Source organism: Collinsella sp. HCP28S3_E12 (genome assembly GCF_052065595.1).
In the GTDB taxonomy this organism is placed as follows: domain Bacteria; phylum Actinomycetota; class Coriobacteriia; order Coriobacteriales; family Coriobacteriaceae; genus Collinsella.
In genome coordinates this window covers 24,722-38,328 of the sequence record NZ_JBQHTS010000021.1, presented here as the reverse complement: position 1 = coordinate 38,328, position 13,607 = coordinate 24,722, and the positions used below count along the sequence as shown (strand labels likewise).

General features: G+C 57.5%; 12 protein-coding genes and 1 rRNA gene. 10 read left to right on the top strand and 3 right to left on the bottom strand.

Features of this window, described 5'->3' with window-relative positions:
• Nucleotides 1–91, top strand: a 5S ribosomal RNA gene (gene rrf, locus ACTNBY_RS08155); the annotation flags it as partial.
• Nucleotides 92–203: 112 nt separating this feature from the next.
• Here rrf and ACTNBY_RS08150 read toward each other — a convergent pair.
• The gene (locus ACTNBY_RS08150) at nt 204–674 is read right to left on the bottom strand and encodes a hypothetical protein (RefSeq protein ID WP_154517745.1); all 471 of its coding nucleotides are present in this window, start codon (nt 672–674) and stop codon (nt 204–206) included.
• A gap of 274 nt (nt 675–948) precedes the next feature.
• Between ACTNBY_RS08150 and ACTNBY_RS08145 the strand changes: the two genes are divergently transcribed.
• Complete coding sequence (locus ACTNBY_RS08145) at nt 949–1,380, top strand: Hsp20 family protein (protein WP_154517748.1); 432 nt, start codon at nt 949–951, stop codon at nt 1,378–1,380.
• Nucleotides 1,381–1,460: 80 nt separating this feature from the next.
• Here the strand turns inward: ACTNBY_RS08145 and ACTNBY_RS08140 are convergent, their stop codons facing one another.
• Nucleotides 1,461–2,270, bottom strand: coding sequence for an MBL fold metallo-hydrolase (locus tag ACTNBY_RS08140; protein ID WP_441064084.1), 810 nt, complete (start codon nt 2,268–2,270; stop codon nt 1,461–1,463).
• Between the two features lie 48 nt (nt 2,271–2,318).
• Here ACTNBY_RS08140 and tilS point away from each other — a divergent pair, with 48 nt between their 5' ends.
• The 5 genes from tilS (at nt 2,319) to ACTNBY_RS08115 (ending at nt 9,055) form a co-directional block, all read left to right on the top strand.
• Nucleotides 2,319–3,857 (top strand): tRNA lysidine(34) synthetase TilS, encoded by a 1,539-nt coding sequence (tilS, locus tag ACTNBY_RS08135; RefSeq protein ID WP_195838600.1) that lies wholly within the window; start codon nt 2,319–2,321, stop codon nt 3,855–3,857.
• A 148-nt stretch (nt 3,858–4,005) separates the two neighbouring features.
• Entirely contained in the window at nt 4,006–4,554 is a 549-nt protein-coding gene (gene hpt, locus ACTNBY_RS08130) for a hypoxanthine phosphoribosyltransferase (protein ID WP_154517754.1), read from the top strand.
• Nucleotide 4,555: 1 nt separating this feature from the next.
• Nucleotides 4,556–6,703: an ATP-dependent zinc metalloprotease FtsH gene (gene ftsH / locus ACTNBY_RS08125; RefSeq protein ID WP_441016580.1), complete on the top strand. Its 2,148-nt coding sequence runs from the start codon at nt 4,556–4,558 to the stop codon at nt 6,701–6,703.
• A gap of 180 nt (nt 6,704–6,883) precedes the next feature.
• Complete coding sequence (locus ACTNBY_RS08120) at nt 6,884–8,068, top strand: pyridoxal phosphate-dependent aminotransferase (protein WP_154517761.1); 1,185 nt, start codon at nt 6,884–6,886, stop codon at nt 8,066–8,068.
• A 165-nt stretch (nt 8,069–8,233) separates the two neighbouring features.
• A complete protein-coding gene (locus ACTNBY_RS08115; protein WP_154517764.1) occupies nt 8,234–9,055 on the top strand; it encodes a phosphatase in 822 nt (273 codons plus the stop codon).
• Between the two features lie 63 nt (nt 9,056–9,118).
• Here ACTNBY_RS08115 and rlmD read toward each other — a convergent pair whose 3' ends face one another.
• Nucleotides 9,119–10,567: a 23S rRNA (uracil(1939)-C(5))-methyltransferase RlmD gene (gene rlmD / locus ACTNBY_RS08110; RefSeq protein ID WP_441064082.1), complete on the bottom strand. Its 1,449-nt coding sequence runs from the start codon at nt 10,565–10,567 to the stop codon at nt 9,119–9,121.
• A gap of 349 nt (nt 10,568–10,916) precedes the next feature.
• Here rlmD and ACTNBY_RS08105 point away from each other — a divergent pair, with 349 nt between their 5' ends.
• The 3 genes from ACTNBY_RS08105 (at nt 10,917) to ACTNBY_RS08095 (ending at nt 13,372) form a co-directional block, all read left to right on the top strand.
• Nucleotides 10,917–11,777, top strand: a complete 861-nt coding sequence (locus tag ACTNBY_RS08105; RefSeq protein ID WP_441064080.1) for a transporter substrate-binding domain-containing protein — start codon at nt 10,917–10,919, stop codon at nt 11,775–11,777.
• A gap of 138 nt (nt 11,778–11,915) precedes the next feature.
• Nucleotides 11,916–12,569 carry an amino acid ABC transporter permease gene (locus tag ACTNBY_RS08100; protein ID WP_154517772.1) on the top strand — a complete coding sequence of 218 codons (654 nt, stop codon included), beginning with the start codon at nt 11,916–11,918 and terminating at the stop codon, nt 12,567–12,569.
• A 53-nt stretch (nt 12,570–12,622) separates the two neighbouring features.
• Nucleotides 12,623–13,372 (top strand): amino acid ABC transporter ATP-binding protein, encoded by a 750-nt coding sequence (locus tag ACTNBY_RS08095; protein ID WP_441064078.1) that lies wholly within the window; start codon nt 12,623–12,625, stop codon nt 13,370–13,372.
• The last annotated feature ends 235 nt before the right edge of the window (nt 13,373–13,607 follow it).

Here is a 13,607-nt window from a genome sequence, read left to right as displayed (position 1 = left end):
CGCCCGGTCCCGTTCCGAACCCGGAAGCTAAGCCCCATCGCGCCGAGAGTACTGCGGGGCCAGCCCGTGGGAGGCCAGGGCGCCGCTGACCGGTGGACGGCACCGAGCCGTGCGCTTGGACTGAGAAGGGGGAGGCCTCGCGGCCTCCCCCTTTTTCGTTTGGGCGTTGTAAACTTAAAGCCCCTACGGCTTAATTGTCTTTTCTATTTGAAGAAAATAAAACGAATGACCAGCGCGATTGCCGCGATGGCAATGATCAAGAGCGCGATTTGGAGCCGGTGCTGTTTGCGTCGTCTGCTAGACGATATAAATATCGATTTTCCTTGCTTCGGCGTCTCTAAATAGCGGGCAGAATGCGTTAGGGTCTGCTTAGGGCGAGGCTCTCTTCGTTGTTGCTTAGCGGGTGTTTGGGCCTGCTCCTGGTTGCATGCGCTGTTTTTGGATAAGGGGGCATCTTTGAGATACGCCGATTCGCTCGGTGCGACGCCCATATGTTTGCGACCTGATTGAGATTCTTCAAGGGTTTGATAACGATTGCGAGTTACATATTCAGGCTCTGTATCGTCAATAGGCTCTTGGGAAATATGGGGACGATGGTAGCGTATGGTCTGCGGATAGGTTGATTTATCGTTCTGCATCTGATCATACGAATTGTCGGAGGCTTGATCGTCCATGATGCCCTTAGGTTGTCATTAATATTGTGTATACGCTCATTGTAAGCCCCAGCTTTGTTTAGCTAGGGCACATTTGGTATTTAAGGCACGGTTCAAAGAACCTTGACCTCATTAAATCTTAGTCATATAGACTTAGATATGCTTATAGATAGAGACTCAAAAAACTTTATATCAAAATGTATATATAAGAAATGGATGGGCATATATTAAAGCGTCAAAAGAAGTCCCTGCCACCTAGAAGATGGCTCGGCAGTCCCTTAAAGGAGTGGTAGTCATGGCAAGCATGGTTCCTTATCGTTCGGTTTTTGGTGTTCGTCCCTCTGCTAGCTCGTTGTTCGATCTGTTTGATGATATGACCGATCTGGCAAACAACTCGATCGCCTCCAAGGCGTTTCCCGTTGATGTTGAGGACAGGGGCGACGGTTACGAGGTCAAGGCTTATTTGACCGGCGTCGCGAAGGACGACATCGACGTTGAGCTCAATGAGGGTCGTCTTTCCATTAGCGTGAATGTTGAGGAGAGCGAAGAGAACAAGGACAAGAACTACCTGCAGAAGGAGTTTTGCTCTTACAGCGCGACGCGCGGTGTGTACCTGAAGGATGCTTCGAGCGAGGGCCTTTCTGCAAAGTATGCTGACGGCATCCTTACCGTTACGGTTCCTAAGATTGTCGAGAAGAAGAACGTTACGAAGATTTTCATCGACTAACGTTATCGGCTATTAACATCGGTTCCTGAGTTAAGGGGGCTGGGAAGCGATTCCCGGCCCCCTTTTCTATTTGAGACGGCCTACTGAATGGTCATGGGCCGATATTGCCCGGCGGGACGTATTGTGAGTTTATGTGGCCCCTCAACGCGGGTGGCGGTGCTACCAAGCTCGTTGTCGAGTGTTGCCCCAAGTGAGCTTGCGTAGCTTTTGACGGTAAGGCTTGGGCGATTGTTGTCTTGGCTAATGTGCATCGCGATAAGCTGCTCGGTGCGATCGGTTACCAGCGCGCGTGCGGCATCGGCGGCCTGATCGTTGGAGAGATGCCCTTTTGCAGACAGGATGCGCTCCTGAAGAAAGCGAGGATAGTCTCCTTGACGCAGCATGGCTACATCGTGGTTGCTTTCGAGCGCGAGAATGCGACAGTCCTTGAGCGTATCGATGGCATGCTTCGACAACTCGCCGGTGTCGGTGGCAAAGCCAACCGAATCACCCTGGGCATCAAAACGGTAGCCGACAGGATTGACGACGTCGTGCGATGTCGAATACGTTTGAATGTGGACCCCGGCAATAGAGAGGGCGTCACCTGGGTCGAATTCCTCAACAGACAGATGTGCGAGGCTTTCCTTTGATGCGAGCGTGCCCCTGCTGGAAAAGACCGGTCCGTTCCAATGTTTACACCACACCTCAAGCCCCTTAATGTGGTCGCTGTGCTCATGGGTGACAACAAGGGCGGACATGTCGTCTGCCGAAAGGCCGAGCTCGGCCATGCGTTTGAGCGTTTCGCGGCGGGACAGTCCGTCATCGACCATAATGAGCCCCTGCGGGCCCTCGATGAGTGCGCAGTTGCCTTTAGAGCCGCTGCCGAGGATATGAAGGTGCAGGCGAGACATAAGATTCCAAAGGATACAATGAGTGCTGACGAATAGAGGAGGAAGCGAATGCCAACGGTATCACAGCATTACGGACACCATGCCGTACCCGGGGCAGTCGATGAGACCCGGACGAGGCAGCAGGCAGCTCCTGTGGTGCTCATGGTATCAGGCGGTGCGGACTCGACGGCACTGCTTCTTATGGCGTGCACATCAAAGCTGGATATCCAAGATGGACGCGGCGTTGCCCCCATTGCTCGCGAGCGCCTACATGTGCTTCATGTAAACCATCACCTGCGAGGCAAGGCATCCGACGGCGACGAGGCCTTTGTGCGCGAGCTCTGCGCACAATATGGCTTGCCGCTGTGCGTGGAGCACGCCTATTTTGATGAGGAGTCGGGCAATATCGAGGCGGCTGCGCGCGAGGTGCGTTATGCCGCGGCGCGAAGGTATGTTCGCGAGCTTTGTGCCAAGATGGGGGTGCCGAGAACGGCGGCGCGCATCTGTACTGCCCATACCTCTTCAGACCGCGCGGAAACATTTTTGATGAACGCCATTAAGGGGTCGGGCCCTGCTGGGCTCTCGAGCATTCCCCGCCGAAGGAATATTGTGGTACGCCCCTTGCTCGACCTAACTCATGGCGAGCTTGTGGGCTATCTGCAGGTGCATGGTCAGCCGTGGCGCGAGGACGAGACCAACGAAGATATCTCGTATCTGCGAAACTACGTTCGCCACCGGGTAATGCCAGTGCTGGCGCAGCGTAATGCGAGCGTGTGCAAGACGATTGGTGCCGCCTGTGAGATCTTGGGTGATGAGGATGCGTTTCTATCCCAGTTGTCGGCACAGGCGTTTCGAAGCTGCCTGCGCAAAGAGGCAGCGGGCGCGCTGGTGCTCGATGCCAGACGCCTTGCTGCGGCCGAGGTGGTAATCGCGCGGCGCATCGTGCGACTGGCGATTAAACGCATCGATCCGGACGCTCGCCCAGAGATGCGCCATGTGGAGCGAGTCCTCTCCTGTGTTGCCGAGGGTGCGGGTTCGGTTACGCTTCCGGCGGGGATTGACGCACGTGTTGAGTTTGGCATGCTGGCGTTTAAGGCACCGGCGGCTCGTGAGGGCTTGGTTGCGGACTGGATTACCATACCCGGCCGTATGTCGTTGGGCGGGGGACGTATGCTGGTCACAGAAGCGATAGCCGTTGAGCCGGGATGCGATATCGTGCGCCGCGCCCGTGAGTTTGCGGCTGCTGGGGAAGTGGCAGCTTTGGTGGACGCGGCCGCCCTGGGTTTTGCCAACAGCGATAGCGAGCGGATCTTGGCGGGCTCGCGCGGCGAGGTTCCTGCCGAGGCGCGATTGGCGCGCCTGTGGGTGGACGGTCCCGCGCCGGGAGACGTGATGTGCCCGTTAGGCATGAGTGGCCGAAGCAAGAAGGTGTCCGACTTGTTGTGCGAGGCTCGTATTCCCGTTTCCGAGCGCACCGGCGTGCCCATGGTAAGGACGGCACCGGGGGGTGTCGTGGTGTGGGTCGCCGGAGTTCGCGCGGACGAACGCTTTAAGTGCACGGCGGCGACGCGTGTGGCCTATCTGCTTCGCGTGGTTGACGCGGATTAGCCCCTCGCACCAGTTTTTCTGTGCGGCGTTGACGGTATTCCCGCGCTGATGGTGCACGGGCTGGAAAATATACCCCGTGCGCTGCTAGAATGTGTAGTTCGCGTCCATACGGCGGTGTGTGGGCGATTAAGCACAAGAAAGGGTTGTCATGGCTTCTCAACATCCGGATATCGAGAAGGTTCTGTTTACGCAGGAGGATATCGACGGTATCGTCTCTCGCCTGGGCGAGGAGATTACGCGCGACTACGCGGGTAAGGATCTGGTGCTGATTGCGGTCTTGCGCGGCGCCGTGGTCTTTATGGGCGACCTGATGCGCAAGATCGAGCTGCCGACCAATATCGATTTCATGGCCGTTTCGAGCTATGGCGACGGTGTGAAGTCCTCGGGCATCGTGCGTATCATTAAAGACCTTGATATCGATATCCGCGGTCGTGACGTGCTGATCGTTGAAGACATTCTGGACTCGGGCCTGACGCTCAAGTATCTGATGAAGAACCTTGAGAGCCGCAAGCCCGCTTCTCTGGAGGTCGCCGCCTTCCTGTGGAAGGACGTTGAGGATCGCATCTCGGCCATTACGCCCAAGTATGTTGGAACCCATTGCCCCGATGCCTTTGTGGTGGGCTACGGCCTCGACTATGCCGAGCGCTATCGTAACCTTCCGTATCTGGGCATTTTGAAACCGGAGGTTTATTCGTAAGATGCCCGACGACCGTAACGACTACAATTCCCAGACACCCCGGGACCCTAAGATTCCGGGGATGCCCGGAGGCAAGAAACCCACACGTACGGGCTGGCTGTATTTTCTTTTGGCTTGCGCACTTCTGGGCTACGCCTTCTTTAATATGGGCTCCGGCTTTGCCAGCTCCAGCAATACCGTTAAGCTCGCGACGAGCGAGATGGTGAGCGCCATCAAGCAGGATCGCGTCGAAGATCTGACCTATACGGTTCAGGACGGAAGCGTGACGGGTCATTACTGGAAGGCGAAAAAGGACAAGGGCGACACGAGTGAGCTCAAGAGCTTTTCCTCGAGCTATGTCGGCTCCGATTCGCTTGCCGAGCTCATGGCGGAGCATCCCGACACTAAGTACATCGTCAACACCAACGACCCCGATTTTTGGGGCGACTTGGCGATGAGCGTACTGCCGACGATTGCCCTGATCGCCATCATGTTCTACTTTATGCGCCAGATGATGGGCGCCAATAATAGGAACATGCAGTTTGGCAAGACCAACGCCAAGACCAACGAGGCTACGCGTCCCAAGGTCAAGTTCGAAGACGTTGCCGGCGTGGACGAGGCTGTTGAGGAGCTCGAAGAGATTCGCGATTTCTTGAGCGATCCGGACCGTTATCGCAAGCTGGGTGCCAAGATCCCGCGCGGCGTTTTGCTGGTGGGCCCTCCGGGTACCGGTAAGACGTTACTGGCCAAGGCCGTTGCCGGAGAGGCCGGTGTCCCGTTCTTTAGCATCTCGGGCTCTGACTTTGTCGAGATGTTCGTGGGCGTCGGCGCCAGCCGCGTGCGCGACCTCTTTAAGGAGGCCAAGTCTCAGGCTCCGTCGATCATCTTCATTGACGAGATCGATGCCGTGGGACGTCAGCGCGGAGCCGGTCTGGGCGGCGGTCACGACGAGCGCGAGCAGACGCTCAACCAGCTGCTGGTCGAAATGGACGGTTTTGAGGAAAGCGAATCGGTCATCCTGATCGCCGCGACCAACCGCCCCGATATTCTGGATCCGGCATTGCTGCGCCCCGGTCGTTTTGACCGCCAGGTTACGGTCGACCGCCCGGATGTGAAGGGGCGCGAGCAGATCTTGCGCGTGCATGCCGAGAACAAGCCAATGGATGAGGACGTTAAGTTTGAGAAGCTCGCCCAGATGACCGTTGGCTTTACCGGTGCCGACCTGGCAAACCTGCTCAACGAGTCCGCGCTGCTTGCCGCTCGCCGTCATCGCTCCGTGATCTCGATGGACGAGGTCGAAGAATCGATGGAGCGCGTGATTGCAGGACCGCAGCGCAAGGGGCGCGTGATGACCGAAGCCGAGCGCACCACGATTGCCTACCACGAGAGCGGTCATGCTCTGGTGGGTCACATCCTGGAGCACTCCGATCCGGTTCACAAGATTTCGATTGTCAGCCGCGGTCAGGCTCTGGGCTATACGCTGCAGCTTCCGCAGGAGGATCACTTCCTCAAGACCAAGAACGAGATGCTCGACGAGCTTGCCGTGTTCTTGGGCGGTCGCGTTGCCGAGGAGCTCATGTGCGATGACATTACATCGGGCGCGAGCAACGATCTGGAGCGCGCGACCAAGATGGCGCGCGAGATGGTTACGCGTTTGGGCATGAGCGAGGAGCTGGGCACGCAAGTGTTTGGCGAGGCGCAGCATCAGGTGTTCCTTGGTCGCGATTATGCCGATCACCAGGATTACTCCGAGGAGACGGCGCGCCGCATCGATATCGAGGTTCAGCGCATCATGCGTGAGGCCCATCGCCGTGCTGTTGAGATTTTGGATGCCCGTCGCGATCAGCTCGATCTGATGGCGAAGGTGCTGCTTGAGCGCGAGACCGTCGAAGGCGACGCCGTGAACGCCCTGCTCGACAACGATTGGGATGCCTACCTTGAGCGCGAGGGCGACATTCTGGCAGCCAAGGAGGAGCGCAACGCCAAGGCGGGCGGCGTGCCGACCAAAAAGCGCACGCCTCGTATGAGCGAGGAGGAGCTGGCGGCTGATGCCGCAGCTTTTGCGCAGGCGGCCATGCAGGAGGATGCCGAAGTCGCATCCGATAGCGCTGACGATGTCGAGGCTGCTGACACAAAAAAGGCCGATGGCGACACCGAGGCCGACGAGTAGTCTTTGTCGCGAGAGCCTCCGCGGGGAAAACCTGCGGAGGCTTTTTCTTTTGAGCGATATGTTGATTGGGGACAGACTTAAATGAGCGTTTTCACGCATTTAAGTCTGTCCCCAATCAACATTGCTGCGGTACTTTGCTTGACTAAAGCGTACAATACCGCCTATGCGAAAGGGGAACAGATGATCAACGAAACCATGTTTGCTCGCGGCGCGGAAAGCTCTATCATCCGCGAGATCTTTAGCTATGGACTTGAACGCAAGGCACAGATCGGTGCGGAGAACGTATTCGATTTTTCGCTGGGCAACCCGAGTGTTCCGGCGCCCGCTGCCGTGGCGGAGTCCATCAAAAAGGCCTTGGAGCTGCCGAGCGACCAACTGCACGGATACACGCCCGCACCAGGCCTGCCGCAATGTCGTGTCGCTGTGGCCGAGTCGCTCAACCGTCGTTTTGGCACGAGCTATGAGGGTAAAGATGTCTTTATGACCGTGGGTGCGGCGGCTTCGCTCACCTGCACGCTCAACGCTGTTACCAATCCCGGTGACGAGGTCATTGTTATCGCCCCGTACTTTCCGGAGTATCGCGTGTGGATTGAGAAGGCCGGCTGTACGTGTGTCGAGGCACCCGCCGATGAAGACACGTTCCAGCTGAGCGTGGGCAACGTGCTCAAGGCGATTACTGATAAGACGGCGGCCGTCATTATCGACTCGCCCAACAACCCGACCGGTGCCGTATATACGCGCGACACGCTGACGCGACTGGCCAATGTTCTGCGCGAGGTCAATGCCAAGCGTGATCCCGAGAATCCGATTATGCTCATCTCGGATGAGCCGTACCGCGAGATCGTGTACGGTGCCGAGGTGCCCTGGGTACCCTCAATCTACGAGAACACCGTCGTGTGCTATTCGTATTCCAAGTCGCTGTCGCTGCCGGGTGAGCGTGTGGGCTGGATTTTGGTTCCCAACACCAATCCTCAGGCTGCTCGCCTTATGCCGGCTGTCGCCGGTGCCGCCCGTACACTGGGTTTTGTGTGCGCACCGGCGCTCTTCCAGCGCGTGATTATCGACTGCATCGATGAGCCGAGTGATGTCGAAGCCTATGCTCGCAACCGAACGGCGCTCACCGACGCATTGGCGGAGTACGGCTACACCTACGTTGAGCCGGACGGCGCTTTCTATCTGTGGGTGAAGGCGCTCGAGCCCGACGCAAACGCTTTTTGCGAGCGTGCAAAGAAGTACGAGTTGCTCGCGGTGCCTTCGGATAGCTTTGGCATGCCGGGTTGGTTCCGCTTGGGTTATTGCGTGAGTTACGAAACGATTATCAATTCGCTACCAGCTTGGAAACAGTTGGCGGACGAGTATCGTTAAAAGCAGAGCGCTCTGCCTACAATGTTTTACGTGAAACGGGGTTTGGTGTTAAACCGGACCCCGTTGTCATGGACGTTGTGTCTTTGGGATGGAGCGGTTTTACGACTATCGAAGGCTATGCGTACAATGAATATACGCGACGGCCATACCAGATAAGGAGACCTGATGCCCTACCTGCTTTCCTGTGACATTCATACCCATACGATGTTCTCTGCGCATGCATATTCGACCATTGAGGAGAATGTGTACTGGGCGGCAGAGCGTGGCCTGCAGGTGCTTGGATCTGCCGACCATCTGAGCTCTATGGTTACGGCTTGCCCCAATGACCTGCGCAGTTACCAGTTCTTTATCAACCAGGATATATGGCCGCGCATTTGGAGCGGCGTGTTGGTGCTGCGTGGCGCCGAGGCCGATATCGTTTCGCTGGACGGAAGTCTGTTTGGTGAGGACACTCCTGTCACGCTCGATATTGCCGGCGATTCGTACAGCCGTCAGCATTCGCTGTTCGATCGGGTTACGCGTAATTTGGATTATTTGGTTGCAAGCGTGCATAATCCGCAGTTCGCTGAAGGCGCGACGCTGGCCCAGACGACCGAGATGTATATCAATGCTCTGGAGCACCCCAAGGTGTTTATGCTGGGGCATACGGGTCGATCGGGCGTGCCGTTCGATATCGACGAGGTGTTGCTTGCTGCTAAGGCTAAGCATAAGATCATCGAGATCAACAATCACAGTCTTGAGCATGGCGCGGATGCCGAGCATTGGGACGTGTGCCGCAAGATTGCCGAGCGGTGCGCCGAGCTGGGCGTGGGGATTGGCGTCTCGACCGATGCGCACATTGGTATGGCAATTGGTAAGCTCGACCAAGCGCGCAAGATGCTCGACGAGATTCACTTTCCGCTGGATTTGATCGTGACGCGCGACCGCGAGACGCTACTGCGCGAGATGGCGGCAGCCGGCGTGTGTGACCTGCGCAAGAGGATGTAGCGGAGTTCATAAACCAAGTAAGGGGGCGGCCCAGACGGGGCGCCCCCTTCTTGTACCGGTGGATTAGCGGCGCTCGAGGACCGCTACAGTTTCGGTGTGGTCGGTATGGGGGAACATGTCGACGGGCGTGATCTTGAGCAGGCGATAGCCACCGTCGAGGAGCTGGTGCAGGTCACGCTCTTGGGTCACAGGGTTGCAGCTGATATAGGTGATGCGGCGAGGTCTAAGCGCGCAGGCGGCTTCGAGGAACTCGGGGGTAGAGCCGGCACGCGGCGGATCGATGGAAAGGACGGTGACGCGCTCGTTGTTGTCGGCGGCATCTAGGATGTAGTCGGTGGCATCGTCGGCCATAAACCAGGCGCTGCGGGTAAGACCGTTGAGCTCGGCGTTGCGGCGTGCGTCGGCAATGCCCGCCGGGTTGCGCTCCACGCCAAGTAACATGATGCCGATGCCCTTGTTCTGAGCTTCTTTAGCTGCGCAAAGACCGATGGTGCCGCTGCCGCAGTAGGCATCCATGAGAACATCGCCCTGGTGCAGATCCATACCGTCGATAGCGAGCTGGTAGAGCAGCTCGGTCTGCTGCGGGTTGGTCTGGTAGAACGCGGTGGGGGAGATATCGAACTCGCAGCCGAGTAGCTGGTCGCGCATGCATTCAGCGCCATACACGATGTGGGTTTCCTCACCCAGGATGGCGTTGCCAGGGCGTCCGTTGATGTTTTGGGCGACGGTGACGATACGCGGATCGAGTGCGGCGATGGCCTCAAAGAATTCCTGCGCATGCGGCAGGTCGCGCTGGGCGGTAACGAGGGTGATCATGATCTGGTCGGTGCGCCAGCCGCAGCGAACGACGGCATAGCGAAGCAGGCCCAGATGCTTGTCCTCGTTAAAGGCGGGAATGTGCAGGCGCTCGGCCTCACGCGCAATGCCGTTAAGAATCTGACGGGCTCCCGGTGCCTCGACGGGGCATTCGGGAACAGCGACGATTCTGTGCGTGCCGCGCTCAAAAAAGCCGCAGCGGACAGCGCCCCCTTTGCCGGGGGCAAAGGGAGTGGCGGCCTTATGGCGAAAACCACGCGGCGCAGGATATTTGCCCGGGTCGCCCAGAGTAACGTCCATACCGCGAATGGGATCGACGGTTATGCCCTCACGCTCGCAAAGAGCAGCAAAAAGTTCATCCATAGCAGCCTGCTTGGCCGCCAGCTGCTTCTTATAAGGCCTGTTGAGCGCCGTGCATCCACCGCAAGCTTTCATGATGGAACAAGGCGACTTGGGATCAACGGCCTTATGAGCGGACCGGGACGACTCATTATGCGAGCGCTTGGAACGAGCTTGAGGCGCCTTATCCTCGCCCCGACGAGGGCTGGGACGCTTGGTCTTAGCCTTGCCCTTGGCCGACTTACCCTTCGTGTCCTGAGACGACTTGGATTTCTTGGAAGATTTTTTCTCTTCCGACCCCTCAGCCGCCTCGATCAAAGCACGACGAGCCTTGCGCTCCGCACGAGATTCTGCCATGAAGTAACCCCACTAATTTATAAATTGAAATCTGAAAGCATTGTACCGTGCCAAGCTAGCAGACGATATACAAGCGTCCACTTCACGTTAGTGATAAGTCCAACGACGTTTGCCCGGCGCGGGCGGGGAGCGGCGCGTAATTAAGTTTATCGCGAGTTCCGCACGCAAAGGAAAGCACTTAATGTGCTTTCCGTCTTGCGCAGGACTGTAGAGCAGGAAACTTAATTACGCGCCGCTCCCCGCCCGCGCCGGGCAACTTCTCCCTTGTACTCTATCAAGGTAAAGTGTATGATTCTGAACGTTACATGACTCACTTTACTTAGCTAAAGTGCCATCAAGGGGGAATACCATGAATACCGATATGTCTCGTCGTCAGTTTGTTGGTCTAGCCGGCTCGCTCGCCACGGTGCTTGGCCTTGGTCTTGTCGGCTGCGGCGGTGGTGCCGACAAGGGTTCCACTGCCGGCTCTGCCGCGGCAAAGGACGCCAAGGGCGTTGTGGAGTCTAAGAAGCTCGTGGTGGGCTTTGACAAGTCCTATCCTCCGTATGGCTTTGTGGGCGACGATGGCGAGTACACTGGCTTTGATCTCGATTTGGCCAAGGCAGTTGCCGATAAGCAGGGCTGGGAGGTCAAGTACGAGGCCATCGACTGGGACGCCAAGGATACGCTGCTCAACTCGGGCGCCATCAACTGCATCTGGAACGGCTTTACCATGGAGGGCCGCGAGGACGACTACACGTTCTCCGAGCCGTACATGCTCAATGAGCAGGTGCTGGTGGTCAAGAAGGATGCGGGCATCAAGAGTTGGGACGACCTTGCCGGCAAGACCGTGATTACCCAGACCGATTCTGCCGCACAGGATGTGCTAGAGGGTGACCAGAAGGATCTGGCGGCGACGTTTGCCACGCTCGATACCATCGGCGAGTACAACACGGCTTTTATGCAGCTCGAGAGCGGCGCGGTCGATGCGGTGGCTTGCGACCTTTCGATCGCCCAGTATCAGCTTGCCGCCAAGCCCGATGCCTATACGCAACTTGAAAAACCGCTGTCCAGCGAGCACTACGCCGTTGGCTTTAAGAAGGGTGATACTAAGTCGGCCGACGCCGTGACCGAGTCGCTCAAGGCGCTCTATGAGGACGGTACAGTCAAGGACCTGTGCGACAAGTATGCGAGCTACGGTCTATCCTTCGACAACTGGGTTTTGAAATAGCCACAGCACCCAACCTTGCGGCTCCAACCCTCCTCGCGTACCAAAGTACGCTTCGTCGGGCTTGTCGCTCGCAATCTTGGGCACTGTGCCTATTTCAATTAACACCTGCTGTTCTGTTGCTGTGAAAGAGAGCTTGGGTTGTCTATTCAGGTCATGATGCAGATGCTTGGCCAGGGTTTCTTGGTCAGTTTGCAGTTGTTTGTGCTCACGCTGTTGGGCTCGATTCCCTTGGGAATTCCCGTGGCGTTTATGCGTATGAGCAGAATCGCGCCGCTGCGTTGGATTGCGCGCATCTACATTTCGGTCATGCGCGGTACGCCGCTCATGCTGCAGATGTTTGCCATCTACTTTGCTCCGTATTATGTCTTTGGTATTTCGCTCACGCCCGATTCCAAGTGGACAGCGTGCGTTGTGGCATTCATCATCAACTATGCCGGCTACTTTGCCGAGATCTATCGCTCGGGTTTGCAGTCTATCCCGCGTGGTCAATATGAGGCCGCCGAGGTGCTGGGTTACTCACGCCTGCAGACGTTTTTGTACATTGTGATGCCGCAGGTCGCCAAGCGCATTTTGCCGGCGATGGGCAACGAAATCATCACGCTGGTCAAGGACACGTCGCTGGCGTTTGCCATCGGCGTGGGGGAGATGTTCTCGACGGCCAAGGCACTGGTTGCCTCTCAAGTGAGCATGGTGCCGTTTGCGATTGCGGCACTGATCTACTGGGTCTTTAACTTTGTGGTCGAGATGCTGCTGGGCGCCGCCGAAAAGCGACTTGACTACTACCACGACTAGCCTGTTCCGTCGTGCTTTTCAAACACATGGAGGTTCCCGTGTCCGGAACGGTAATGAATATAACGAGCGCGCGCAAGGAGTTTGGTGGCAATGAGGTGCTCAAGGATATCTCGCTCGAGGTAAAGCGCGGCGAGGTCGTGGCGATTATCGGACCTTCGGGCGGCGGTAAGTCAACGCTGTTGCGCTGCGCCACGCTGCTCGAGACGCTTGACGGCGGCTCGCTTTCGTTTGGTGATCTAGCCGTTGCGACGGATGCGGGATCGGGCACGGTGTATGCGAAAGGCGATGTGCCCAAGCAGGCGCGCTCGCGCTTTGGCCTGGTGTTTCAGAACTACAATTTGTTCCCGCACTATACCGTGATGAAAAACATTACCGACGCTCCGATCCGCGTGCTCAAGCGCCCGCGCGAGCAGGTCGAAGCACGTGCGCGTGAGTTGATCGCGCAGATGGGGCTTACGGGCAACGAGAACAAGGTGCCATGCGAGCTTTCGGGCGGTCAGCAGCAACGTGTGAGTATTGCGCGCGCCTTGGCGCTCGATCCAGAGATCTTGTTCTTCGATGAGCCGACCTCGGCACTCGATCCCGAGCTAACGGCCGAGGTGCTGCGTGTCATTAAAGACCTTGCCGCGCAGAATATGACGATGGTGATCGTGACCCATGCGATGCAGTTTGCGCGCGATGTTGCCGATCGCGTGGTCTTTATGGACGGCGGTCGCATTGTCGAGGAGGGTCCTGCCGAGCAGGTTATCGGCCATCCGCGCGAACGGCGCACGCGCGAGTTCCTGAGCCGTATCGAGGGCTAGGCTCAAGTAGACATTGAGGCGAAACCGCTGCAGGTCTTATGGCCTGCGGCGGTTTTTATTTGCGCCGATGGGGCTTAATAACCGCCTCAGGCGTTTGCCCTCTCCTCTCGCCGCCCGTATTCATACGTGCGCCGAAAGGTGTGCATGGACAGTCGCCCGCGAGGGTAGGGTGGTGGCATAGGACATTTGGAGGGTGAGCCGGATCGGCTGCCGACCATGCTGCTCCCGGGACGAC

Bases quoted from the DNA above. Each gene is read 5' to 3' on its own strand.
- ACTNBY_RS08145 (WP_154517748.1), top strand. From the start codon at position 949: ATGGCAAGCATGGTTCCTTATCGTTCGGTTTTTGGTGTTCGTCCCTCT.
- ACTNBY_RS08140 (WP_441064084.1), bottom strand. From the start codon at position 2,270: ATGTCTCGCCTGCACCTTCATATCCTCGGCAGCGGCTCTAAAGGCAAC.
- tilS (WP_195838600.1), top strand. From the start codon at position 2,319: ATGCCAACGGTATCACAGCATTACGGACACCATGCCGTACCCGGGGCA.
- hpt (WP_154517754.1), top strand. From the start codon at position 4,006: ATGGCTTCTCAACATCCGGATATCGAGAAGGTTCTGTTTACGCAGGAG.
- ACTNBY_RS08150 (WP_154517745.1), bottom strand. From the start codon at position 674: ATGGACGATCAAGCCTCCGACAATTCGTATGATCAGATGCAGAACGAT.
- ACTNBY_RS08105 (WP_441064080.1), top strand. From the start codon at position 10,917: ATGAATACCGATATGTCTCGTCGTCAGTTTGTTGGTCTAGCCGGCTCG.
- ftsH (WP_441016580.1), top strand. From the start codon at position 4,556: ATGCCCGACGACCGTAACGACTACAATTCCCAGACACCCCGGGACCCT.
- ACTNBY_RS08115 (WP_154517764.1), top strand. From the start codon at position 8,234: ATGCCCTACCTGCTTTCCTGTGACATTCATACCCATACGATGTTCTCT.
- rlmD (WP_441064082.1), bottom strand. From the start codon at position 10,567: ATGGCAGAATCTCGTGCGGAGCGCAAGGCTCGTCGTGCTTTGATCGAG.
- ACTNBY_RS08095 (WP_441064078.1), top strand. From the start codon at position 12,623: ATGAATATAACGAGCGCGCGCAAGGAGTTTGGTGGCAATGAGGTGCTC.
- ACTNBY_RS08120 (WP_154517761.1), top strand. From the start codon at position 6,884: ATGATCAACGAAACCATGTTTGCTCGCGGCGCGGAAAGCTCTATCATC.